The sequence below is a fragment of the Brumimicrobium glaciale genome (assembly GCF_004152935.1).
Taxonomy (GTDB): domain Bacteria; phylum Bacteroidota; class Bacteroidia; order Flavobacteriales_D; family Crocinitomicaceae; genus Brumimicrobium; species Brumimicrobium glaciale.
Genome location: NZ_SETE01000001.1, coordinates 358,590 through 383,802, shown reverse-complemented (window position 1 = coordinate 383,802; position 25,213 = coordinate 358,590). Strand labels below are relative to the sequence as shown.

Genomic DNA, 25,213 nt, shown 5'->3' with positions numbered 1-25,213 from the left:
CTTCTAATTATCTTTCTAGTTCTGTTTTTAAATATTTTGCTGTAATCGAATCCTTAAATTTCTTTACTAATTGCTCTGGAGTTCCTTCTCCAACGATGCGACCACCTTCTTTTCCACCTTCTGGACCAACATCAATAACATAATCGGCAACTTTCACAATATCTAGATTGTGTTCAATTACCAAAACTGTATTTCCTTCTTCAACCAATCGATTTAAAACATCCAACAACATTCTGATGTCTTCAAAATGCAAACCTGTTGAAGGCTCATCCATGATGTAAATTGTTTTTCCAGTACTTTTCTTCGAGAGTTCAGTGGATAACTTTATACGTTGTGCTTCTCCTCCCGAAACTGTTGTTGATGGTTGCCCAAGCTTGATATAACCAAGTCCTACGGAAAGCAAAGTAGACAATATACGATGAATCTTTGGAATTGGCTCGAAAAACACGGTTGCTTTTTCGATGGTCATATCCAAAACATCATAAATTGATTTTCCTTTATAACGTACTTCTAAAGTTTCTCTGTTGTAACGTTTTCCGCCACAAGTCTCACACTCTACATATACATCTGGCAAGAAATTCATCTCAATTTGCTTCAATCCGCCACCTTTACAAGTTTCGCATCTTCCACCTTTAACGTTAAATGAGAAACGTCCGGGTTTATATCCACGAATTTGTGCTTCAGGAATTGTAGAAAACAAAGTTCTGATTTCATCAAAAACCTTAGTATAGGTAGCAGGATTTGACCTTGGCGTTCTACCAATTGGATCTTGATTAATTTCAATCACTTTATCCACATGCTCCATTCCTTTAATTTCTTTATAAGGCAATGGTTCTTTTACTCCATTATAAATATGTGCATTTAGAATTGGATATAAGGTATGGTTTACCAGTGAAGATTTTCCACTTCCTGAAACTCCTGTTACACAAGTAAAAGTTCCCAAAGGGATTTTCAAATCAACATTCTTTAAATTATGACCTGTTGCTCCTTTAAGAATTAGTTTTTTACCATTTCCTTTTCGGCGAACTTTTGGTGATTCTATTTTCTTTTTATTCGATAAATATTGAGCTGTTAATGAATCACTTTTAATTAATTCTTCCCAACTGCATGCGTTAAGGATTTCTCCACCACGCACTCCAGCTCCTGGTCCAATATCCACAATAAAATCAGCAGCTTCAATCATTTCACGGTCATGTTCAACTACTATTACTGAGTTTCCTGAATCACGTAAATGCTTTAAAGAATCTATTAATCTTGTATTGTCTCTTTGGTGCAAACCAATACTTGGCTCATCTAACACATACAAAACGTTCATCAATTCCGAACCAATTTGAGTAGCCAAACGAATACGTTGACCTTCTCCCCCTGAAAGAGTTCTTGCCGAACGATTCAAGGTCAAATAATTTAATCCAACAGACAAAATAAATGAAAGTCGATCGCCAATTTCTTTTAGAATTTCTTTACCGATAATCATTTCTGATTTGCTCAATTTCGGAGGTAAAGCTTCAAAGAAATGCGCCAATTCATCGATGTCCATTTCAACTAGCTGACCAATGTGTTGACCATCAATTTCGAAATAATGCGCTTCCTTTTTCAGCCTTGAACCTTCGCAAGTTGGACACGTTTTCTTATTCATAAACGTTTGTGCCCAGCGTGTAATTTTAGCAGAAGTTTTCTCTTCAATATGTCTCGTCAAGAAATCAATAATTCCTTCGAAAGCAGCAACATTTTTTCCTAAGTTATTTCTTGTTGCTTCGCGCCCGTAAAGAATTGCTGTCAATAAATCATCTGGAATTTCCTCAAGCGGCGTATTTAACGTAAATCCTTCATCCTCTAAGAATTTCTCTAATTCTTCAAAAATCCAAGTACGCTTATAATCTCCCAGCGGTGCTAAACCTCCTTTTTTGATTGATAATTTCTTATCTGGAATAATTTTATCTAAATCAATTACAGAAACTTCTCCTAAACCATTACAAGTTTGACAAGCTCCATAAGGTGAATTAAATGAAAATAAATTCGGTTCAGGATCTGGATAACTAATTCCCGAAGAAGGACACATTAAAGTACGGCTAAAATGACGAACTTCCTTAGCGTCAAATTTCATCAGCATCATGGATTTCTCACCGATTTCCATGCTTGTCTCTACTGCTTTCTTTAATCTCTTTTTATCTTTTGTATCTACTGATAATCGATCAACCACCAATTCAATGTCGTGCACTTTGTAACGGTCGACTTTCATTCCCGGAGTCATATCCACAATTTGACCATCGACACGCATTTTCGTAAAACCTTTTTTGAGCATTCTTTCGAAAAGCTCCCGGTAATGTCCTTTTCTTCCTTTTACTAAAGGCGCTAAAAACACTACTTTTTCTCCTTCAAAGTCATCAATAATTAAGGAAACTATTTGATCATCTGAATATTTCACCATTTCTTCTCCCGAAATGAAAGAATACGCAGTTCCAATTCTAGCAAAAAGCAAACGCATAAAGTCGTAAACTTCAGTAATTGTTCCTACAGTTGATCTCGGATTTTTAGAAACCGTTTTTTGTTCAATCGAAATAACAGGCGAAAGTCCATCAATTTTATCAACGTTTGGACGATCCATTCCCGACAAAAACTGTCTTGCGTAGGCTGAAAATGTTTCAATATAACGGCGCTGACCTTCTGCAAAAATAGTATCAAAAGCCAGTGATGACTTCCCACTTCCGCTGAGTCCAGTAAAAACGACCAATTTATCTCTTGGGATAATTAAGTCTATATTTTTAAGATTATGTTCTTTAGCTCCAAGAATCTCTATTTGATCTTTCATATTTAATGCACTTGTATATACAATAGATTAACCTTTGAACACTCCAAGTTGTTCATTGTCTTTCGGGATTTTAAAAGTAAAGACCTCCCCTTCTTCAACAATAAAGTTTTTTCCTCTGATCCAAGGGTTAAGTTTCCTTAGTATTTTGATTGTTATTCCATGTTCAATTGACCATTCATAAAGATTAGGAATTGAAGTATCGATAATCACGTCTGTTGTAACATATTCAGGATATAGACTTTCATTGTTGATGTAAAAACCGTAATTACTTGGGTTTTCAAACACCAATTTAATCGCCATTAATCTAAAAATATATCTGGCTGTTTCTGGATTTAAAGACAAGTCGAAATAATTGTTTACTTTTTGTCTTTGTAGGTTATCTGACATTCCAAATATTCCTAAATTATATGATGCAGCGGCTAAAACCCACGATCCAAATTTTTCATGCGCAGTTTTCAGATATCTACAAGCCGCTCGGGTACTTTTCTCAACATGGTAGCGCTCATCCATTTGTTCGTTAATAATTAGTCCTTGCTCTTTTGCTGTTGGCGCCATGAATTGCCAAAATCCCTTTGCTCCACTTGGACTGGTGACATTTTGCAAACCACTTTCAATAATAGAAATATAAACCAAATCGGCTGGCACATCTTCATCCTTAAAAATCTTTTTCATAACAGGAAGCCAACGATTAGAGCGCTTCATCATCATTATAGTATTCGAATGCCAAAAATTATTGATAACTAATTCATTGTCCATTCGCTCTTTTAAATCTAAATCTTTAAATGAGATACTGTCTCCAGCGAAAAATATACCATCAGGAACTTCAGGCACAACAAAATGATTTTTTATAGATTCTTTCGTGAATTCAGGTTTTTCTAAAGTCGTTTTTGGTTCGTCCTTACAGGAAAACAGGAACAAAATAAAAATCGATGCAATAACAAAAACGTTTCTCATTTTTATATAAATTTTAGTGCAAAAGTAATGAAACTAAAGTGATTTTTATTTACCGTTTCTCAACAGACCAAGAAACATAAATCGTTATGAATCCACTATGGATAAAATTTATAAAAACTGATATTTAATCATTAGTCTTAACCTATTCAACAGGAATGTTAAATTGGCGAAAAGATTTTGAAGCTTAAATTTATAAGGTCTAAAAAGAAACTAACGGTACCTTATTCAACTTTTTCTGGTTCTTTATATTTAATGGTATTTCTATAAAGGAGAACAAATACCACGACAAACAATACTAATCCTGCCAGTGATGGAACAAGATACCCTAGACTAATAAAATAACCAATAATGAAAGCTATTACAGTTGAAAGAATACTAATAACTAGAAAAATAACCCAAACTTTTAGTTCTGAATACCCTTTATAAACCATATGATGCGTTGTATGGTCTTTTCCACCAAGCATTACGGAAACACCTCTTTTGGTTCTGTTGATTACTACAGTTAAAGTATCTGCTACCGCTGGTGTAAAAGCAGCTAAAATAAGAAAAACAGCTGACCATGAAGGCAATTCAAAATGTGATGGTAAGTTCCACAAAGCTTTAATTCCGAAGAAACTAACGAAAAGAGCTATAAACTGACTTCCTGTGTCCCCCATAAACATTTTTGCAGGATGAATATTATAAGATAGAAATGCTGTTAGCGCTCCAATTTCGGCTATAATTAGAATTGACCAAAGCAGATTACTTGGATCATTAAAGAATCCAAAAACAACCAAACAAGTAACTAATATAAACAAGGAAACAGTTCCTGTTATTCCGTCCATATTGTCTAACATGTTTAAGCTATTCATCACTGCAACAACCCATAAAACTGTAATTAATCCATCGAGAACAGGCAGGTGAAAAATATCAATAGCATTATCTGTATAGACAAAAATTACACCACAGAATATCTGACCAAAAAGCTTTAATAAAGGCTTTGTATTGTAGGCATCATCTGCCACACCTATAACAAATGCTAATGTTGCAGCTGTGATCAATCCAACAAATTCGATATTATCAAAAATATTATCATTCGAAGAGGTTATTGCGTAAAAGAGTGCGCTGACTATAAAGGTAAAATACAGACTAATTCCACCTAGAGAAGGCTTTGAGGTATTACTCCATCTAACGACAACATCATTTTTATTTCTTATTCCGAGACTTTTTGCGAAACGCAAAACAAGCTTATTGATTATAAAGGAGACTAGAAAAGCTCCTAAAAGATAAATAATATATTCGGTGACAAGACTAAGTTTCATGATGTTAAGTTATTCCGATTTAAAGGAAAGGCGAGACAAAAGTAATAAAACTTTTATAATACTTGTCTTTTTCCGACAAAATCGGTTCTTCTATTTCCCAATCAATAGCTAAATCTTCATCATTCCAGAGCAAACCACCTTCGCTTTCTTTGTTATAAAAATTAGTGCATTTATAACTAAAAATGGTATTGTCTTCCAATGTCAAAAAACCATGCGCAAATCCTTCAGGCACATACAACTGTTGTTTGTTTTCTCCTGAAAGTTTTATTTTAAAATGCTTTCCATAGGTTTCAGAATCTTTTCTTAAATCTACTGCAACGTCTAAAACACTGCCTTGTACAACGCGTACAAGCTTTCCCTGGGCATGAGGCGATTTTTGAAAATGTAATCCTCTTAAAACTCCGGCGTGAGACATCGACTCATTATCTTGAACAAAATCAGGTAGCTTTCCTACCTTTTCTTTCCACTGTTTTTCGTTAAAAGATTCATAGAAATATCCTCTTTCATCTCCAAAAACGTTTGCTTCAATAACAATTAAGTCTTTTATTCCCGTTTCAATTATTTTCAAAATATACTTTTTATCAATTGGTAAACTCTAATTTATTCTTCATTGTAATAATTACCATAACCATATCCGTAAAGACTTTTCTTGGCATCCACAGCATTTAATACAACATTGATGTTTTTCATTTCTTCTATTTCAGAAATTTCATGTAGTTTATCACTATAATTTCTTTTTGAATAATTTGATCTGAATACATATATTGGAACATCTACTTTTGTAAGTAAGCGCACTCCATCCGAAACCAATCCAATAGGCGGATTATCAAATATAATAACATCGTAAACATCTTTAAATTCTATGATTAATTCATCCAAACGTTTACCCAAAAGTAGTTCAGATGGATTTGGCGGAATTGGTCCAGCAGAAATAAAATCTAAATTTTCTATTCTTGTATTTTGAATTACATCTTCCTTTTCACATAATCGCGCTAACAAATTACTCATCCCTTTTTCATTGGTAGCCCCTAAACCATGATGCACAGTTGGTCTTCTCATATCAAGATCAACAACGAGTACTTTTTTACCTGTCATCGCTATAATTCCAGCCAAGTTAAGCACGACAAAGGTTTTACCTTCTCCAGAAACAGTTGATGTTATGGTAATAGTCCTAATGTCATTTTTTACAAAAGACAAATTAGTTCTTAAGGCTCGGAATGATTCACTGATCATGGATCGTGGGTTATTATCTACCACCAATAAAGAATAAGTATCTTTATTTTTATTCTTTGGAATAGAACCTAAAACTCCAATTTTACTTGGGATAATTGATCGTAGATCTGAAAGTTGATTGATCTCATTAAATAACAGATAGCGCAAGAATAAAAACGCCATGGATAAACTAAAGGCTAAAAATAAACTCACAGCATAAATCATTTCAACTTTTGGAAAGACGGGAGTTCCAGAAGTTGAAGCATCGTTAAGCACTTTATTATCTGAGGAGTAACCAGCATTTGAGATAGAGTAGATTGCCCTTTTGTCTGTTAATAAAGAAAAGTATTTCTCGTTTAATTCTTTGACATTATTCAGTCTAGACAATTCCATTTGCTTTTCAGGCAACTTGAGATAACTGTCTTCATATTCTGCTAATTCTTTTCGAATAACGATTAGTCGCTCCTGAATTCTACTAGACAATAAAGCTATGATTTCATCAATATTTTCTTTCCGAACCTGAATTCTCATTATCAGTTTCTTGATGTTTTCATTTTCTGGAGTTACTTGATACAAAAGATCTTCTTTTTGCTCAATTAAATTATAAAGCTCTTGAATTTGAATACTCAAACTAGATTCATAAGATTTCCCTATAATGACAGGAATTAAACGGTAAACATCAAGACTATTCGGGTTTCCTTTAAGTTTGGATTCAACAGAATTTAAAATCCTCAATTCTTCTAATCCATTTCTTTCTTCTAACTTTAAAATTTCTATTTTTTGAGAAGTTGTTGAGGCTATAAACTCAGGATTCGTAATGTTTTCCTGACGTTGATAAGCCATTATACTGTCCTTAGCAACTTTCAATTCCTGGGTTAATGAATCTAGTTGAACAGCTATAAAGTCCAATATATTATCGGCACTTTCTTTTTTAATATTTTCGTCGTATTTGAAAAAGTTTGCCGTTAAAGATTGTACTATCTCCATTGCCAATGTAGGACTGTGACTCCTAAAACTCAACTCAACTGTTCGTGCATTTGGATCGACCGGAGTAACGGTTAGTCCTGACCTCAATTGACGTGCAATAGACTTTTTTTCATTTAATACAAAGTAGAGTTTATTGCTTGTCGTGTTAGCAAGATATTGGTCCCAATTATCAATGCTTACTCGCATATCAAAAAATGGAGTTTTAAGTAACGAATTTGGCGAAAATTTATAATTATAATTCCCTCCGTTATACTTAAAGTTCATGATTACTTTATCATCAAAAGCGGAAAGAAAAATTGGAGTACCAAACAAGGATGAATCCTTAATGATCAAAGGTTTTATTCTAATTGTACCTTGTTTATAAAGTGTTTCTGTTAGAAATTCTCCTCTTGCATACAAAGAAACGTTTAATGGCAAGTCGTCTATCGCTTTTTCAAAAAGTAATTGAGATCTCAGTAATTCAATTTCTTTGGCAATGGATCCATCTTTTCTAGCGTCTTTAAAATCTAATAAATCTGCTCCTTGATTTTCACTGTTCAGCTGAATCAACATTTTTGATTCGTAAACAGGCTTAGTGTACCTTACATATATGAAAGCAAAAACGAAAAATAAAATTGAAATAATTGCACACCAGTACCAATTTCTTTTGATAACAATTTTTAAAACCTTTAAATCAAAGGTAGTATTTACAAATATTTTTCCTTTCTGACTATTCATTATTTGAATGTTGTGAATACTGAAAAGACCAAAATTGCTGAAGATATCAGTGATACTATTGGCGTTACCTCTTTCAAGAATTCACGAGATAATTGTTTTGTTGGCTCAACATAAATATAGTCATTTGATTGGACAATCATATCTGCATACTTTAATCCATCTATTGTACTCAAATCAATTTGATAAACTTTCCTTCCTTCCTCGGTTTGTCTCATTACTTTTACCACATTCGCTTTACCACGCTCAGTAATTCCACCAGCTAAAGCAATTGCTTCCATTAAAGTTGTATTGTCATTCTGAATTAAAATAACCTTTGCATCCCCTCCGGTTCCTGGAAAGACAATTACTCTTCTATTGGTTACTTCAACCTGAATGAACGGATCAATATAGTTTACAGCATATAACTCACTTAATTTTTGTTGTACTTCAATTGTTGACATTCCAGCAACTTGAACTAAACCAAGTAATGGTAATTCTATATTTCCATCCTGACGAACAAGGTATTGAAGACTAATTGATGAAGCCTGCTGACTACCTCCGTTTGAATTGATTCCTGCAGCAAGGTCTATTATTCTCTTTCCATTCTCAACGTAAAGCACAAAGGAAATTTTATCATCAGTTGCTAAACGATAAGCATCATCAGGAGAAATTGGAATATTTTCTGTGATTACCTCTGAATCGGTAGTTTTAAACATCACATGACTATTCACATTACAAGAAGTAAATAGAGATAGAAATAATACAGATATAAAAAGTGACGTTATAATTTTCATTTGTTACAATAGCGATTTATAATATTTCCTAGTATCATCAACTAAACGATGATAACTAAACTTATACTTCACGTTTTCCTGTCCAAAAATAGAAAACTTTTCTCGTAAGGATGAATCTTCAACCAATAAACGTAATTTATCAGTATAAGTTTCACTATTTTCTCTTTTAATCACAAAGCCCGCTTTACCCTCTTCTAGAATATCTCGAACTCCTCCAACATCTGTTGAAATGACCGCAATGCCTGATGCTTGCGCTTCAATTATACTTACAGGAGTCCCCTCATTTTTGGAAGTCAAGCACATGATATCCATTCCTTGATTAAAAGTTGCAATATCTAAAATCCATGATGTCATAACGATTGTATTAGGATATTTCTGGTGAATTTCGGCTACTCTTTCTTCAATATGCGCTTTTTCACTTCCGTCTCCTACAATGAAAACCTTGATTTTTGTTTTTGTTTGACCGAGTAATTCTTCTATGACCTTTAAGAAATAATCATGGTCTTTTACTGGAGCCAATCGACCAACAATTGCAATGGCTACCTCGTTCTCTTGAATATTATATTCTTTTCTAATTGCTGCTCGTTTCTCTGCCTTATTTTCAGAGAATTTCTCTAAATCAAATCCCAATGGAATAACTTTAATCTTATTGGCTGGAGCAATTTTATGAATTTCGCTGAGTTCCTGTTTCTGAATATCACTGATCGCAATAATTCCCGTAGATCTTTTGGCTAAAAAACGTTCGATTTGTTTAAATAATTGCGTTTTCGCATTTCCAAAATAAGAATGGAAAACATGTCCATGGAAAGTATGTAAAATTACAGGTATTTTCAAAGAAATAGCTGCTGCTCTTCCTACAAATCCAGCTTTTGAAGCATGCGTATGTACAATATCAGGTTTTATTTCCTTTAATAATTCTCTTATCTTTTTATAAGCTTTATAATCTTTAACTGGATTTAAACTTCTTTGAATCTCAGGAATGATGATTGGTGTAATTCCATATTGTTCCAAAATATGATGAGAGTCTTTTTCTCCTTCGTCAGGAACACCACCGATTAAGGTAGTTTCAAATTCATCTCCTAAAAACTTCGTTAGAAAAGTGGCATTAAAAGTTGGTCCACCAATATTGAAACGATTTATTATCCTTACCACTTTTATTTTTCTGTCCATCGTTCAAACCAATTTTGAAATACAATAAATGCCCACATTGTAACTGTAGCTTCTTCCTCTTCCCCTTTGTCGAAATCTGCTTTCAATTGAGTCACTCCATTAAAAGAAAATACATTTTGTTTTTCGATGTACTCTTTTGAAAACCATGATTCATCCACCACATTATTCCAAACACTTTGAATCCAATCTTGCAATGGAACTTCAAAACCTTTTTTGGAGCGTGAGAAAACCTCATCAGGTAAAACATCTCTGAAAGCATCTCGTAAAATTCTCTTTCCTACTCCTTCTGAATATTTATAATCGTCAGGAAGTCCATTCACAAAATCAACCAAATCTCTGTCTAAAAATGGTGTTCTGACTTCCAATGAATTCCGCATGCTCATCATGTCCACCTTTTTCAACATGTCGTTAGGCAAAACAAATTGCTGATCCGTCATTAAAAAGCTTTGTAAACTTTCTTTTCCTGGGTCAACTATGCTTTTATAAGGTTTGCTGACCAAAAGCAATTCATCACGTCGGTCTTTAGAAATAAATTGTGCCAACATCCAATAAGAATTCGGCCATTTTTGTTGCAATAAAACACCAAACTTTTTCATTTGACGAATGCGATTTGAAATCTTTCCTCTTCTATTTCCGCCAGACATTTGTCCAGCAACTTTTGAAGCGACTTTCAATAAAACACCTGGATGTTTACTTCTAATATATGCTTTGTGCTTGTTGTATCCTGCGAAAAGCTCATCTGCTCCGTCACCTGATAAACAAACTGTTACTTGTTCTTTCGCTGCACGAGATAAGAAATACATCGCCACAGCACTTGAATCTGCAAAAGGCTCATCATAAGCTTCTAAAACAGTTGAAAACGATTTAACAACGCTTTCTTTGTCTAATTGAATTGGGAAATGTGAGGAGCCAATATGTTCTGCAACATTTTTTGCGTATTCTGATTCATCCAAAAAGTCATTTCCTACAAAACCAATTGAAAATGTATTGATAGAAGTTTTAAAATCTGCGGTAATTTGAGAAACAATTGAACTGTCCACTCCACCGCTCAAAAAAGTGCCGATTGGAACATCAGCGTTCAATCTTTTAATTACTGCATTTTCGACTTTTTTCTTTATTTCTGTAACGGCTTCTTCATACGGAATTTTAATATCAGGAGCATTGCGCACAGAATAATATTCAATGACATCAACATTCTTTCCTTTGATTTTCACATAATGTCCGGGTAACAATTTATGAACTCCAACAATCATGGTGTCGGGCGCTGGAACATACGTAAATTGAAAATAAGCGTTTAAAGCATCTTCATTAATAACCGAATCGTTCAATAAATATTTAAACGCTGTTAATTCAGAAGCAAATAAAACCTCATCTTCTTGTATTGAAAACAACAAAGGATTGATTCCCATGTGATCTCGCACCAACAACATTTCGTCTTCTTGTTCATCGAAAAATGCAAATGCAAAACAACCTTGCAAATCATCAATTCCGGCTGTTCCGTTTTCGATAATATGGTACAATAAAACCTCAGTATCAGAAGAAGTTTCAAAGACAACTCCTTTTTTCAGTAAATCATTTTTTAATTCAGGATAATTATAAATTTCTCCATTAAAAATGATTGAATATCTTCCAGTAACATCATAAAATGGTTGATTTGATCTCTCATTCAAATCTATAATTGCCAATCTGTTGTGTCCTAAAATTGCTCTACCAAAAACTTCCAACGAAGTATTATCTGGTCCACGATGAGTTTGACAAGAAATAGCGCTTTTCACACGATTTATATCTTTATCTTTAGGGGTTTCAAAATATTTCTTCAATCCAACTATGCCGCACATAATATTTTATCGATTTTTATAAAAATTTAAAATCTCGCCATGAAGTTAATAGTTGTTAGTGTATTCTACTTGTTTTTTATCAATTTATCCGTTGCACAAGAGCAAATTAATGCTGTGCAGCAAGCTATTAACAATTTCAAAAGCCATGAATCGCTTGAAAATGCTGCAATTAGCTTTTTAGCTTACGATATTGACAATGATAAAATTATTGCTGAATACAATCACAAAACAGCGATTATGCCTGCTTCAACGGTAAAACTTTTCACTACAGCAGCTGCATTTGAGATTTTAGGAAAAGATTATCGTCCAAAAACCATCATTTATAAAACGGGGAATATTGATTCTCTTGGTGTTTTAAATGGAGATATTATCATCAGAGGATTAGGCGATCCAAGCTTAGGAAGTCGATTCTTTTATAAAGACGGGGAAGTTCATCTTTTCCTCACAGAATGGGTGAATTTTATCAAAGAAAAAGGAATTAAAGAAATCAATGGAAAAGTTTTAGCCGACGGTTCCGCTTTTGGATATCATGGCGCACCTGATGGTTGGTCATGGTCAGATATGGGGAATTATTACGGAGCAGCTGCAAGTGCTTGTGCGGTTTACGATAACATGACATATTTACATTTCTCGACTAGTTCGCGATTAAATGGACCAACAACTTTGGATTCCATGACACCGAAAATTAAAGGATATAGTTTGCACAATCAAGTGACGACTTATGCATCGAGCAGCGACAATGCTTATATTTATGGAACGCCTTTTTCTTATCAGCGTTTTGCTGTTGGGAATTTACCAAATAACAAATCTAATTTCGAAGTAAAAGCAAGCGTTCCAGATCCTGAATTATTATTGGCCCAAGTTTTTGAATCGGCTTTAATTCGTGCGGGAATAAAAGTTAAAAATCCAGCTTTAGGAATGAGATTATTAATGCAAATTTATTCGGACACGACAATCAATTATCAAAAATTGAATTCCTTATTCACTTACGAAGGTAAAACAGTTGAAGAAATTGCTTTTTGGACCAACATGAGAAGTGTAAACTTTTTCGCTGAGCAATTATTGTGTCTTTCCACTTATGAATCAACAGGTTTTGGAGGAAGTCAAGAAAGTGAAAAATTCATTAATGAATACTGGGAACCAAGATTAGGAATTAGAATGATGCAAACAGATGGAAGCGGATTGTCGAGAACCAATGCATTTAGTGCATTGCATTACACAAAATTGTTGGCGTACATGTATAAATCTAAGAATTTCTCCGCTTTTGAGGAGACTCTGCCCGTTGCAGGATCAAGCGGAACATTAAGAAGTGTATGTCGTGGTCAAGCCGCTCAAGGAAAACTCAAAGCCAAAAGTGGAACAATGAATCGAATAAAGTCTTACGCTGGATATGTGGACAGTAAGAGCGGAAAGAAGATTGCCTTTGCGCTGATGGTGAATAATGACGATTTGAGTAATTATCAGTTGGTGAAGCGGATGGAGGTGGTTTTTAATAGTATGGCGGGGTATTAGGGTTGGTTTGTGAATTTGTTTGAAACGCACAACAGGATGAGCGATTTTTGACGAAATTGTTCAATTGAAAGTGCGCATTAAAGAATTAAAAAATCTAGTAAAATTATTCCTACTAATAATTAAATCCAAAAGCCCACAACGGAATCACATTTAGATAACCATGTTCTATATCGTCTTTTACGACAAATGAATTTCCATCTTTTTCAATTTGCTGTTGTTTCTTGTTTTTTCCGCCGACTTCAAAAGTGTATTTATCAATTACGAAATCTGCATTTTTCGATGAAATTACATCGTTTTCAACACGCATTTGGTTTAAGAAGAACGTTTCACGTAAATTCCCAACATTTGATTGATTACCAACCAGATTATAAACCATATTAGTGTTTTCCAAATACACTTTGTCTACTTTTCCTAGGCCTCGAATTCCGCTGGTTTCATCACGCAGCTGAGTTATCAATCCTGCTTTTTCCATATACACAAAATAGTCATCCAAAGAGTTTCGACTTACTTTTATCATCTCTGCTATTTTCGTGAAATTTGGTTTAAAAGGTACGCTTTCGGCAATAATGGAAAGTAAGCGTTTAAGCTTTCGACTTGTGGCCACATTTAGATTTGCATATTGTGGAATATCAGTTTCTAATGTTTGAACAATTACTTGTCCCAATCTCAAATTGAATTCATTTTCAATTCCAAATGGATAATAACCGTTTTTTAAATATTCACTAAACAATGGCAAAGGATGTTCTATATTTTCAAGTTTCACATCATTATTTATGATCTGCTCCAAGGAATAAATTCCCGTATCATAATTATGAAAGTATTTTAAATATTCACGAAAAGAAAGTCCTTGCAACTTATATATTACTGCCCGACGACTTAAGTCAGCTGAACCTTTAAGAATATCAAGAACAGAGGAACCAGTAAACACCACTTTTAAATTAGGAAGTGAATCATATATGTTTTTCAATTCACGCGACCAGTTTTCATATTTGTGAATTTCATCGATAAACAAATATTCACCAGCATTCTTGTAAAATTCATCAGCTAAATCATAAAGTTTATTTTCACTAAAATATAAATCGTCAGCAGAAACATACAACGCTTTTTTACTACCTAACTCTTCTTTGATGCGCTGCAAAATCAGCGTTGTTTTACCTACACCTCGACCACCTATAATTCCAATCATACGGTTATCCCAAGATATTTTATCGTAAAGGTAACGCTTAAAATCAGTTGTAGTGTTTTGTAAAAGCGTTTCAAATTTCTGATAGAGCGTTCTCATAATTACTAGATATTTATTGCAAATATACACAAACGCACAATAGGATGAGCAGTTTTTGAAGAAAACGTTCAATTGGAAGTGCGTCTTTATATTTTCACTTAGTTACATTCGCTGCCGTATCGCTAGTCAGCGTAGGCACAAACCCCTACTAAAATAATGTTAAGTTTAGAAATTGAGGATCTCATCCTAAAATTTCAATACTATTCAGATTCATTATCCGACATTTTATCACCGCAGCATGAACAAAAAGGTAAATGAGCGAAATTTTCTTCACCACATTTTTTACACTTCTTAAAAAGTTCTAGTCCACAGAACCGACAAAAATTGGTTACAATTCCATAGGTATCAGCTTTATCTTTTTTACCTGCTGTTTTATCCCATTTTTTAACAATAAAATCTTTACCACAAGATGGACACATATGATTGTCAAGTGCTTTTTCCGCCGTTTCAGTTTGTACTCTCCTCGATCTTTCGGTAGTAGAAACTTTTAATTCTTTCTTTTTATTTTCAATAAATGTTTTGATTTTATTAATAGCATAAGTTCCAAAAAGAATACTCAGTATAATCCCAACTGTATATCGAATATAGCCACCATAGCTTGGAAGATAAGGAACTAATCCAAAAAAGAAAGCATAGAATGAAAAGAGTACAAATCCTAAAAACAAAGGCCAGTATTTGTGTTTTCTGAATTTGACAATGAATAGTATTCCAAGCAGTAGAATAGGTAAAATAAACAGTAATCGTATTAGAAACACTTTTAAATCATAAGCTCTAATTGCTTTTTCTCTCTCCTCATAAGCACGCTCAATCTCCTTGTTTATTGCTTCGTGAAATGCGTTTTTCTGATTAGATAAAACCTCTATTTCACCAGAAATCTGATTCAATTCAATTTTCCATTCTTGCTGTGTCTTATAAAATTCATCAAGTTCTTTTGCACGTGACAAAACCTCTTTATCTTCTCTAGGTGAGCCAACTGTTTTCCTAGCTTCTAACCAATTATCATAAGATTTCTTGGCATTCGCATAATTACCATTAACAACTCTTATGGTGTTTTGAACGCTTGAGAGTTTTGCAGATTTTAATTCAATTTTATTGTCAATGTCCTGAATTTCAAATTCCTTATGTTTTAAGAACTCATGATTTTGGAATTCTTCAACCAATGGCTTTTCTTCCCATTCATCAACATCATCAATCAATTTTCCAGATAGAGAAATCAAGAAACCACAAAGTACAATCGCGATTACGTAATTGATCAGCTTTGATGTTTTCTCTAGTTTTTTATTATTAAATTCCATATCTCAAATATTGTAATTGGTTCTTCTAAACGCTACCTGGTAAGGCACTGCGAGGCTTCCTACTAAAATAGATTTCGAAGATAAGAATAGTTTTATTAGTAGGAAAAGTTAAAAAGAAATTCCAGTTATTTAACTCAACTATTTTCTAATTAAATACTATATGACACACTGGCTTTAATAATTACACAAAAAATTAAATTATGAACCCTTTGATTAAAGGATAATTTATTTTCTAAACAAAAAGCAGAAATCGATAAAGCTTCTTTGGAAATTAAAAATGGAGAGGTAGTGGAATATGAAGTTTTCATGAAAAACCATCGATTGATTGAAAGATAAATCCAATTCACAAAAACAACTTCCATTATTCTCCAATCTGAATAAATTTAATTAAGTTTGAATGTGAAATTGATTGAAAAAAATAAAGAGCATTTAAAAAACCTATGTGATAAATATCACGTAGAGAGATTGTATCTATTTGGCTCCGCATTAAACTCAAGTTTTAACGCTAAAAGCGACATAGATTTCCTTGTCAAATTTAAGGCAATTGAATTATCTGGATATTTTGAAAACTTTATCAACTTTAAGGAGAATTTAAAAAAGTTATATGGTAGAGAGATTGATTTAGTAGAGGAACAGACTTTAAAAAATCCAATTCTTATTAACTCCATTGATAAAAATAAAAAGTTGATTTATGGATGAAAGAATTCATAAATGGCTGTATGATATCAAAATTTCCATAGAGGAAATTGACGGGTTTTTCGAGAATCAAAATAAGGACTTCATTCAATATCGCAATAATATTATGCTGAAAAGAGCTATTGAACGTAATCTTGAAATAATCGGTGAAGCTGTTAACAGAATCCTAAAAAGAGATGATTCTTATGAAGATAAAACTTCTGATGTAAAAGCTATTATCGCTCTAAGAAATCAAGTAATTCATGGGTACGATAATATATCTGATGAAAACATATGGTCAATTTTAATAAATCATCTTCCAAAGTTAAAATCTGATATCGATGATTTAATTCAATGACAGTAATACGCCAACAAATAAATGAATGGAGGGAAGGTCTTTTGACGCCCAACAAAAATGACGTACTATTAAATCTACTTCCCAACGAAAATGCTTTCTCAATTGACACCTTTTATCAAGAAGATAAAATTTTTTCAATCAATGAAAATCCATTTCTAAAGAAAGTCTTCAAGCAACATCAAACTTCTATAAAGGAAAGTGGTTCTCCAATTTTCGGAATTGCGAACGGTAAAATCTCTTTTGAATTCGAAAACCAAACTTTTCAGATGCCTTTCTTATTGGCTGATGCTTCAATTCATCGCAATCGTTTTAATGGAAGGTTTGAAATTAAGCAGACCGAAGATTTTTATATTAATCCTTTATTGTTGATTACGCTTTCTCTTAATGAAATCTCTTCTGAAATTGAAGAAGCAGCGCAACATTTAGAAGAATTAGGGTTAAAAACTACAATTGAAAATGGTATTTGGGTGGCTAATTTTCATCCACATCGTTTTGTACTTCAAAAAGAATTTGATGCAATTTTAGATGCTCCACAATTTAGTGAATCGTTGAAAAGTTTGTTTGGAGAAAGTAGGGAAATTGAAGAATTCAGTTTATCGGATCATTATTTATTTCCTTCGGATGTAAGTCAGCAAGTAGCAATTGAAAAAGTAAACGACAATCATACGGTCATTCAAGGTCCACCTGGAACAGGGAAATCTCAAGTGATTGCCAATTTAATTGGGAAAGTCTTGGGTGAAAACAAAAGTGCTTTATTGGTGGCAGAGAAATCTGTCGCTTTACAAGTGATTTACGACAAGATGAAAGATAAAAATCTTCATCATTTTTGTGTTTTTTATCACCATGAATTAAAAGCAAAGCAATTTATTCGTTCGTTGCAAAGCACTTGGAACTTTATTGAAGGTTTGCAAGTGAAGCAAATTATGGTTGGCGAACAATCTGAATTATTAGAACAAAGTTTAGACTTGACCTTAGCACGATTACGCCAAGAGGATTTAATTGGCGGGATTTCATTTAGTGAATTCAAATCGAAATACAATTCTCAAGAAGAGACTGTTTATTTGACCAAAAAACCAACTCTTCCAACTTGGGAAAAAGAGAAAATTGTTCTTGAAACTTTAAATAAAAATGACTTCCCGATTTCTGGAAGTTGGTTGCAACTCAATATTTCTCAATATGCAATTTCAGATATTCAGCATGCTGCAGAAAAGACAATTCAAAATCTTAAATCATTAAAAGAAAGAGAAATCACACCTTCTGATATTGAGTACAAAATCAAGTTGAGTGGATTGGCTTCTTTGTTTTATCATGACGACCAAGTTTTGCCAATTTCGGTATTTGAGAATGAAAGCAAACTTCAAAAACAGTTTTTAAAACTTTACAATTCATTTAAAACATTAATCGAAAAAGAAGCTATTTTAAAAGCCGAAGAAGGTTTGTGGGACAAGAGTTTTAGCTTGACAGAACTCAATGAATATATTCTGGCACTTTCAAGCAACAATAAATTCAGTTACAAATCTTGGATGACGAGAAACAAACTCTCTAAGTTTACGCATTTGAGTATGTTGGACACCAAGAAAGCTTTGGAGAATTTAGTTGAATTAAATTCTGTAAAACGTGAATTAATAACAACAAAAGACAAGTTGCGCAAACTAAAGTTGCCAGATGAAATTGCTGTTTTAGATCACATTAATTACGCAATTAACAGAATCAATTCAGCGGATAAAAATGACATTCAATTGCTCGTTGAAATGTCTAAAAATGAACGGTTAGAATTAAAAAATTCTAGTCAAATTTTAGGAGAAATTCATCATACTTTGCGACACTATTTCACGTTAAAAGAAGCTCCAATCTTCTCACAATTAAAATCAATTGAAAAAGAAATTCCTTTGATGATTGAAAACACTTCAAGATTGAAGGAGATTTCAAATGAAACAAAAAATGTTTTGCAAGAAACGAGATCTTTAAAAGAAGCGAATTCTGCGATTTACAATTCACATTGGAAAGATTTCAAAGGTCAATTTCCAACTTTAGCTGAAATTACTGGAGAAAAATTGAATCAAAGAATTATGGATATTATTCAATCTTTTAATGAAGAATCGGAATCATTTGGTGAATCAATAACCCAAGAAATTAAAAGGAAATTTGAGCAATTTCATACATTATTGCAAACTCCTGCTTCGAAATTAAATGAAGAAGAAAAGGAATTAAAAAAAGATTTAAGAAAAGGAAAATCAATTTTAGTCAAGGCTTTTGATAAAAAACGTGTTTTCCCAAGTGTTAGAGAATTGTTGGAAAGCGAAGCAAGATTATGGATTCAAGTTTTGCATCCTGTTGTCTTGTGCAGTCCATACAGTGTGGCGAAAAGTTTACCTATCGATTATCAATTTGATTTAGCCGTTTTTGATGAAGCAAGTCAGATTCCGTTGAGTCATATTGTAGGAACTGTGCAACGCTCCAAACGCATTGTGATTTCGGGAGATCAACAACAAATGGCACCACAATTTTATTTTCAAAAGAAAACGCTTCATCAAGCCGACGCTTTGCACCATGCGAGTTTTTATTGGGAAAACGTGATATTAACACATCATTATCGTTCGGTTCATCCAAGTTTAATTGCATTTAGTAACCAATACTTTTACGAGAATCAATTAAAAACTTTTCCAACACCGAATCCTCAAAAACCAATTGAGTTAATTACAACGGATGGGATTTTTGATGAACGCAGCAATGAAAAAGAAGCGGATATCGTTTCAAAAATCATTATTAACAAAATTAAAAATGCAGTATTTGATTTTGGATTGGTGGCCTTTAGTCAAACGCAATTAAAAGCAATTTTAGAGAAAATTCCAACCAATTATTTAGACCAATTAGAAGATAAAGATTCTATTTTTATTCAATCTTTAGAAAACGTTCAAGGAGATCAATGTGAACATTTGCTTATTAGTTTAGGTTATGCTAAAGATTTAAATGGAGATTTTCACAAGCGATTTGGACCATTAAACCAAGAACAAGGTCACAGAAGATTGAATGTATTAATGTCACGCGCAATTTCTAAAATCACTTTTGTGAGAAGTGTAACATCAGCAGATTTTTCTATTTCGAACAATGAAGGCGTGGAGAGTATAAGGAAATTAATGTTGTTTTTGGAACAAGAAGAAAATACTGAAATTGAATCTAGTTTTAAGGATGGAATTGAGCGGAAAGAAAATTCGTTGCTTATAAAAGATATTGCTTCGATATTTAAAAGCGGACATGAGGTGGTTGATTTTTATCGGACTGCTGTGAGTAGAGAATGGAAGGTGGAGTTTGCGCTGTAATGGCACGCGGATAACGCGGATGCAAGCAGCGCGGATGGTCGCGGATTTTTTAATTATTGAATGAGATAGATCTTTATACTAATATTTCAATACTTTAACTACCTTCTCATAACTCTCTCGAAACAACCTCAGAAACTCCTCCATTTCCACCAAATCCCAATGTGCAAATCCCAACCGAAGCGCTGTTTGATTTTTATTTTGATACATACAAATTCGGGGAAGAAAAGTATCTCTAGATTTCATTTCTTGCGCCAGTTTTACCAATGAAATTTGCTCCTGAAATTCTATCCAAAATGCAAATCCGTTTGCAGGGCGTTCAAACTTGATTGATTCTCCGAAATACTGTTTCAATAAAGCCTCAAAGTGCAACATTCTTTCACGGTAAATCTTGCTAGCTTTCTTTTGATAGCGAAACAAATCTCCTTCAATTATCATTTCACCTAAGGCTTGTTCTAACACAAAATTTCCTTGGGGATTTAACACAGACACATGTTTTTTCGCTTCTGCAATAAAATCTGGCGGAGCCATCATAAAACTCAATTGAAAAGTTGGATGAAGGTGCTTTCCTATTGATCCTAAATGAATAATTCTACCATTGGCATTATTTGTCGCCATGGGTAAATCAATTTGCTTTTGATAGTTAAATTCAAAATCTTCATTGTCTTCGATTATCACAAAATCATATTCTTCAGCCAAGTTGATCAGTTCCTTTCTTCTTGCTTTTGATAATACTGAAGTGGTTGGATAACTTTGTTGTGGATTGAGATAAACACATCGAATATCACCTTTATTATACTTCTTTCTGATGTAAGAAATATCAATTCCATCTTCATCTAACGGAACAGTTTTTACCTTTACTTTCTCTTGATTAAAAACCATGTTCATCGAGAAAAAACTTAATTCTCCAACCAGAACAATGTCACCTTCATTGAACAACATTTTCGCAAGTGTATAAAAGAGCATTTCTCTGCTTTTGGCCACAAGCAAATGGGCCTTTGAAATGTGAAATCCTCGTGTTAGATTCAGATAATAGCTCAACTGTTCTATAAAAAACGCATTTTCTTGAACGGCATAATTCCCAATATTACTTTGAATATTTCTTCGTTTTAAAGCTCCAGTATAGAATCGAGATAATTCTTGGGTTTTTATAATCCGATAATCTGGTTGCCCATCATTACAAATAAATTTATGGTTTTCTTTTTCATAAGGTGAAGACAATATAAATGATTTATTAAATGAAAACTTTGCTTTTTCTACTGATTTTATTGGATTCAAAGCTAAATCATCATCTTTTATTGCTTTTAACTCTGGATTTTGAACAAATGCACCCACTTTGGCTTTTATCACTAACCAATTCTGAGCTTCCAATTCCTCAAAAGCTGCAACAATTGTTTTTCGATGCACTCCTAATTCTTCACTCCAAACTCTTGTGCCAGGCAACTTAACTCCAACAGGAATAAGACCTCGCTGAACAGCATTTATAAATTGATATGCTATTTGGAGATATAGCGAATCAGACTTTCTTCTGTCTATTCGAATAAATTGAGCTATTGAAATCAAATCTGGACTACTTAATATTTAAAATCTGGACTATTTATAGAATCTCAAATGTAGCACCTTTGCATCGAATTTGATAAAAATAAGATTAGAAAATTAAAATATGAAAAAGTTTATTGCCTTTACAATTCTTACCCTGTCATCCACTTGTGCATTTTCACAAGAAGACACAACCGTATTTAAAGAAGTGCTCATTCAAGGAAATCGTTTAGATATTCCAGTAAATCAAGCGACACGAAATATTGAAATTCTAACGGCTGAAGACATTAAAAAACTACCTGCAAGAACAGTAAATGAATTACTTGCTTATGTTGGCGGAATTGATGTTCGTCAACGCGGGCCTTTTGGAAATCAAGCAGACATCAGTATTGATGGAGGTTCATTTGAACAAACGCTTGTCCTTATTAATGGAGTAAAATTATTGGATGCACAAACTGCTCACAACATGATGAATATTCCTATTCCTTTAGATGCAATTGAGCGCATTGAAGTCTTGAGGGGTCCTGCTGCTAGAGTTTATGGAATTAATGCTTTAACTGGAGCGATAAATATCGTCACCAAAAGTTCAGGTGAGTCTTTCATTGCAGTAAATACTTATGCGGGTTCATCTTTTCAAGAAAAGGAAGCTGGCGATGGTGATGGGGTATATGGTGGTGGCGGAATTCAACTTACGGGGAATTTTAACACAAAAAAACAGAATCATTTAATCGCATTGAGTCAAGATTTATACAACGGACAACGTTACAATACAGCGCAAAGCAATACACGTTTATTCTATTCTGGAAAGCATAAAATAAATACCAAAAACTCGCTTCAATGGATGGGAGGATATACCTATAATGACTTTGGTGCGAATGGTTTTTACGCTGCTCCTGGAGACATAAATTCTAATGAAATTGTAGAGACGGCATTGGTTAGTCTTTCCTCTTCTCATCAATTGGGTCGTTTTACGATTTCTCCTAGAATTAGCAATCGTTATAATGAAGATGATTATCGATATTTAGGAAAAGACATCGATATTGCACGTTCAAAACATTATTCCAACGCTTTAATGGCGGAAATAAACACGAGTATTAAAACTACAATTGGTGATTTTGGCTTAGGATTTGAATCAAGATTTGATGAAATCAACAGTTCAAATATTGGTCAACACCAAAGAGATAATCATGGAATTTCTTTAGAATATAGAAAGGTCTTCTGGAGAAAATTGATTCTTACCGCAGGAACTTATGTGAATTACAATACAGATTATGATTGGCAAGTTTATCCAGGAATAGATTTCGCTTATCGTTTTTCACCGAGTTGGAAAGTTTATGCTAGCGTTGGTTCTGGTCAAAGAATTCCTTCCTTCACGGATTTATACCTTAATCAATTACCTGGAAATGTTGGAAATCCAAACATTCAACCAGAAGATGCTTGGGCTTATGAAGCGAATTTTCAATATGCTAAGAGAACACTGAAAATAAATGGTGGATATTTCTATCGTTCAATAAGCAATTACATTGACTGGGTTCGAGAAATGCCTTCTTTACCTTATTCACCAATAAATATCGGAGAGAATTTAGTTCATGGAATTCATGCCAATATTTCACAGCAATTTGCAATAAAAGAAAAACATAAGATTGGATATAAAGTGAATTACACATTTCTTAAACCAAGTTATAACTCAGAAGAAAGCATACAGTCAAAATACATTTTAGAGTCATTAAGAAATCAGTTGATCGCAGGATTAAATTATGCTTACGCAGATTTCTCCATTCAAATTAACAACAGATTTATCAAAAGAGAATTAAACGATCCTTATCATTTGTTAAGTGTTCGTGCTAATTACGATATAAATGATTTTTCTGTTTATGCTGATGTGAGTAATATTCTCAATGCTAAATATGTTGAGGCTGGAGCGGTTCCTATGCCTCCGAGGTGGTTTACTTTAGGAGTGAGATATGTTTGGAAGAAGTGATGGTCGGATTTCACAGAGTTTATAAAAGACAGCTTCTTTATATTACTGTTTTTCTTTGAAATCGGCAAAAGCAAAGAACTAATTAAAAGGGTAATGAAGTGCTCCCCTCTTTTGGAAATAAATCTCGATAAACAGTAGAGCTCAAAAGAGTTTCCTCAGTCGTTTCAACTCATCCGGAATGACAGTTGTTTTGAGTGATGGGTGGCAAGAAAAGGGGTTGAAGCTTCAACCCCTTTTCTTGCCAAAAACAACCCCATGTTATTGTCATTCCGAACAGCGATAAATATCTCTGATTTTTGATAGTGGAGGAATCCCTCCTTTCTTTTCACTTTCAAAAAAAACCATTAGATAATTGATAACTAGTAATATATTAAAAACAAAAGAGTAAACATTTGATTTGCCGAAATAAAAAGTATATATTTGTATTGCAATAAGTAATAAAGTATACTGTCATGTCAGGAGAAAACCAACATACCGATAATAACCTAAGCTTCGTAAGCGAAGCACCCACACAATATTACACGGGTATCGATGCGCAAATGCCTATTCACAGCTTAACATCTATACAAAAGATGGATATAGTTGAAAATAGAATTTCTAAAAACTACTTAGTACTTTTTAAAAAGCTTGCCAATTTAGATTACGATGCATTGGCTTTGGCATTATCAGTTACACGCGCTACTTTAATAAACAAAAAAGGAAGTGAAAAATTCAGCGATACAATCAGTGAAAAAATTCTCGCTTTAGCTGATTTATATTCCTTCGGTTATGAAGTCTTTGAAGAAAAAGAAAAATTTAATCAATGGATGTTTTTTCCAAATCAAGCTTTAGGAGGTAAAGTTCCTTTTGATTTTACATCCAACCAATATGGAAGAGAAGAAATTCACAATTTGATTGGGAGGGTTGCTTATGGTGTTTATTCATAATTGGATTTGCAAGAAGATGAAGAATAATTAAAGTGATGGAGTTTTAGATAAATACAAAATAGAATTTTCTCAAAAAAAATGAAAGTCTACAGAATAGGTAAAATCGAATATGCCAAAGATTTAGCTGGAACTGGAGCTAAACTTTATGGTGGCCGCTGGAATCATGTGAATACACCTTGCATTTACACCTCCGAAAGTCGTGCTTTGGCAATTTTGGAATATTCTGTAAATATAAATATTGACTTCATACCTAACTCTCTTTCTGTTTGCACCTTTGAAATTGATGAAGAACAAATTCAAGAAATCAAATCCAATAAATTACCTAATGATTGGCAAGAGATTCCAGCGCCTCATTCTACAAAAACAATTGGAACAGATTTTTTACATTCTAACATTCCACTTATCAAAATCCCTTCAATTATTATTCCGGATGAATACAATTATATTCTAAATCCTTCATTATTGGGAAAAGCTTTCGAATTGGTAGAAATAAAAAGGATAATATATGATTTGAGGATTAAAAAAGCCTAACTGAATAACTTATCTCACTTCTAACAGATTCTTAAA

Annotated in this window: 18 protein-coding genes; 7 read left to right on the top strand and 11 right to left on the bottom strand. The window is 33.3% G+C overall.

Annotated features, from left to right (window positions below; all coding sequences use genetic code 11):
* Window positions 1–7: 7 nt before the first annotated feature.
* The 8 genes from uvrA to asnB all read right to left on the bottom strand — a co-directional run bounded on the left by uvrA (window position 8) and on the right by asnB (window position 11,761).
* A complete protein-coding gene (gene uvrA, locus ERX46_RS01515; RefSeq protein ID WP_130092065.1) occupies window positions 8–2,809 on the bottom strand; it encodes an excinuclease ABC subunit UvrA in 2,802 nt (933 codons plus the stop codon).
* 27 nt (window positions 2,810–2,836) lie between these two features.
* Entirely contained in the window at window positions 2,837–3,763 is a 927-nt protein-coding gene (locus ERX46_RS01510; RefSeq protein ID WP_130092064.1) for a lytic transglycosylase domain-containing protein, read from the bottom strand.
* Between the two features lie 221 nt (window positions 3,764–3,984).
* Window positions 3,985–5,064 carry a glycosyltransferase family 4 protein gene (locus tag ERX46_RS01505; RefSeq protein ID WP_130092063.1) on the bottom strand — a complete coding sequence of 360 codons (1,080 nt, stop codon included), beginning with the start codon at window positions 5,062–5,064 and terminating at the stop codon, window positions 3,985–3,987.
* A gap of 19 nt (window positions 5,065–5,083) precedes the next feature.
* Window positions 5,084–5,632, bottom strand: coding sequence for a dTDP-4-dehydrorhamnose 3,5-epimerase (rfbC, locus tag ERX46_RS01500; RefSeq protein ID WP_130092062.1), 549 nt, complete (start codon window positions 5,630–5,632; stop codon window positions 5,084–5,086).
* A 32-nt stretch (window positions 5,633–5,664) separates the two neighbouring features.
* On the bottom strand, window positions 5,665–7,980 hold the full coding sequence (locus tag ERX46_RS01495) for a GumC family protein (protein WP_130092061.1): 2,316 nt from the start codon (window positions 7,978–7,980) through the stop codon (window positions 5,665–5,667).
* Window positions 7,980–8,753, bottom strand: coding sequence for a polysaccharide biosynthesis/export family protein (locus ERX46_RS01490; RefSeq protein ID WP_130092060.1), 774 nt, complete (start codon window positions 8,751–8,753; stop codon window positions 7,980–7,982). The genes ERX46_RS01495 and ERX46_RS01490 overlap by 1 nt, the downstream gene beginning before the upstream one ends.
* Window positions 8,754–8,756: 3 nt before the next feature.
* A complete protein-coding gene (locus ERX46_RS01485; RefSeq protein WP_130092059.1) occupies window positions 8,757–9,923 on the bottom strand; it encodes a glycosyltransferase in 1,167 nt (388 codons plus the stop codon).
* Window positions 9,908–11,761 (bottom strand): asparagine synthase (glutamine-hydrolyzing), encoded by a 1,854-nt coding sequence (gene asnB / locus ERX46_RS01480; protein ID WP_130092058.1) that lies wholly within the window; start codon window positions 11,759–11,761, stop codon window positions 9,908–9,910. Before asnB ends, ERX46_RS01485 begins: the two co-directional genes overlap by 16 nt.
* 39 nt (window positions 11,762–11,800) lie before the next feature.
* Here asnB and dacB point away from each other — a divergent pair, with 39 nt between their 5' ends.
* The gene (gene dacB, locus ERX46_RS01475; RefSeq protein ID WP_130092057.1) at window positions 11,801–13,273 is read left to right on the top strand and encodes a D-alanyl-D-alanine carboxypeptidase/D-alanyl-D-alanine endopeptidase; all 1,473 of its coding nucleotides are present in this window, start codon (window positions 11,801–11,803) and stop codon (window positions 13,271–13,273) included.
* Window positions 13,274–13,385: 112 nt separating this feature from the next.
* Here dacB and ERX46_RS01470 read toward each other — a convergent pair whose 3' ends face one another.
* On the bottom strand, window positions 13,386–14,555 hold the full coding sequence (locus ERX46_RS01470) for an ATP-binding protein (protein ID WP_130092056.1): 1,170 nt from the start codon (window positions 14,553–14,555) through the stop codon (window positions 13,386–13,388).
* Window positions 14,556–14,755: 200 nt separating this feature from the next.
* Complete coding sequence (locus tag ERX46_RS01465) at window positions 14,756–15,850, bottom strand: hypothetical protein (protein ID WP_130092055.1); 1,095 nt, start codon at window positions 15,848–15,850, stop codon at window positions 14,756–14,758.
* A gap of 399 nt (window positions 15,851–16,249) precedes the next feature.
* Between ERX46_RS01465 and ERX46_RS01460 the strand changes: the two genes are divergently transcribed.
* The 3 genes from ERX46_RS01460 to ERX46_RS01450 are packed head-to-tail and all read left to right on the top strand — an operon-like array spanning window position 16,250 to window position 20,203.
* Complete coding sequence (locus ERX46_RS01460) at window positions 16,250–16,549, top strand: nucleotidyltransferase family protein (RefSeq protein ID WP_130092054.1); 300 nt, start codon at window positions 16,250–16,252, stop codon at window positions 16,547–16,549.
* Window positions 16,542–16,883 (top strand): HepT-like ribonuclease domain-containing protein, encoded by a 342-nt coding sequence (locus ERX46_RS01455; protein ID WP_130092053.1) that lies wholly within the window; start codon window positions 16,542–16,544, stop codon window positions 16,881–16,883. Before ERX46_RS01460 ends, ERX46_RS01455 begins: the two co-directional genes overlap by 8 nt.
* Entirely contained in the window at window positions 16,880–20,203 is a 3,324-nt protein-coding gene (locus ERX46_RS01450; protein WP_130092052.1) for a DEAD/DEAH box helicase, read from the top strand. Before ERX46_RS01455 ends, ERX46_RS01450 begins: the two co-directional genes overlap by 4 nt.
* Before the next feature lie 78 nt (window positions 20,204–20,281).
* Here the strand turns inward: ERX46_RS01450 and ERX46_RS01445 are convergent, their stop codons facing one another.
* Entirely contained in the window at window positions 20,282–21,763 is a 1,482-nt protein-coding gene (locus ERX46_RS01445; protein WP_130092051.1) for an aminotransferase-like domain-containing protein, read from the bottom strand.
* Window positions 21,764–21,863: 100 nt separating this feature from the next.
* Between ERX46_RS01445 and ERX46_RS01440 the strand changes: the two genes are divergently transcribed.
* The 3 genes from ERX46_RS01440 to ERX46_RS01430 all read left to right on the top strand — a co-directional run bounded on the left by ERX46_RS01440 (window position 21,864) and on the right by ERX46_RS01430 (window position 25,177).
* Window positions 21,864–23,720, top strand: a complete 1,857-nt coding sequence (locus ERX46_RS01440) for a TonB-dependent receptor plug domain-containing protein (RefSeq protein WP_130092050.1) — start codon at window positions 21,864–21,866, stop codon at window positions 23,718–23,720.
* A gap of 452 nt (window positions 23,721–24,172) precedes the next feature.
* On the top strand, window positions 24,173–24,646 hold the full coding sequence (locus ERX46_RS01435; protein ID WP_130092049.1) for an antitoxin Xre/MbcA/ParS toxin-binding domain-containing protein: 474 nt from the start codon (window positions 24,173–24,175) through the stop codon (window positions 24,644–24,646).
* A 78-nt stretch (window positions 24,647–24,724) separates the two neighbouring features.
* On the top strand, window positions 24,725–25,177 hold the full coding sequence (locus ERX46_RS01430) for an RES family NAD+ phosphorylase (RefSeq protein WP_130092048.1): 453 nt from the start codon (window positions 24,725–24,727) through the stop codon (window positions 25,175–25,177).
* Window positions 25,178–25,213 lie beyond the last annotated feature (36 nt).

Coding starts and splice junctions, on each gene's coding strand:
- ERX46_RS01485 (WP_130092059.1), bottom strand. CDS start 9,923: ATGGACAGAAAAATAAAAGTGGTAAGGATAATAAATCGTTTCAATATT.
- ERX46_RS01435 (WP_130092049.1), top strand. CDS start 24,173: ATGTCAGGAGAAAACCAACATACCGATAATAACCTAAGCTTCGTAAGC.
- ERX46_RS01450 (WP_130092052.1), top strand. CDS start 16,880: ATGACAGTAATACGCCAACAAATAAATGAATGGAGGGAAGGTCTTTTG.
- ERX46_RS01505 (WP_130092063.1), bottom strand. CDS start 5,064: ATGAAACTTAGTCTTGTCACCGAATATATTATTTATCTTTTAGGAGCT.
- ERX46_RS01470 (WP_130092056.1), bottom strand. CDS start 14,555: ATGAGAACGCTCTATCAGAAATTTGAAACGCTTTTACAAAACACTACA.
- ERX46_RS01440 (WP_130092050.1), top strand. CDS start 21,864: ATGAAAAAGTTTATTGCCTTTACAATTCTTACCCTGTCATCCACTTGT.
- asnB (WP_130092058.1), bottom strand. CDS start 11,761: ATGTGCGGCATAGTTGGATTGAAGAAATATTTTGAAACCCCTAAAGAT.
- ERX46_RS01430 (WP_130092048.1), top strand. CDS start 24,725: ATGAAAGTCTACAGAATAGGTAAAATCGAATATGCCAAAGATTTAGCT.
- ERX46_RS01490 (WP_130092060.1), bottom strand. CDS start 8,753: ATGAAAATTATAACGTCACTTTTTATATCTGTATTATTTCTATCTCTA.
- ERX46_RS01510 (WP_130092064.1), bottom strand. CDS start 3,763: ATGAGAAACGTTTTTGTTATTGCATCGATTTTTATTTTGTTCCTGTTT.
- ERX46_RS01455 (WP_130092053.1), top strand. CDS start 16,542: ATGGATGAAAGAATTCATAAATGGCTGTATGATATCAAAATTTCCATA.
- dacB (WP_130092057.1), top strand. CDS start 11,801: ATGAAGTTAATAGTTGTTAGTGTATTCTACTTGTTTTTTATCAATTTA.
- uvrA (WP_130092065.1), bottom strand. CDS start 2,809: ATGAAAGATCAAATAGAGATTCTTGGAGCTAAAGAACATAATCTTAAA.
- ERX46_RS01495 (WP_130092061.1), bottom strand. CDS start 7,980: ATGAATAGTCAGAAAGGAAAAATATTTGTAAATACTACCTTTGATTTA.
- ERX46_RS01465 (WP_130092055.1), bottom strand. CDS start 15,850: ATGGAATTTAATAATAAAAAACTAGAGAAAACATCAAAGCTGATCAAT.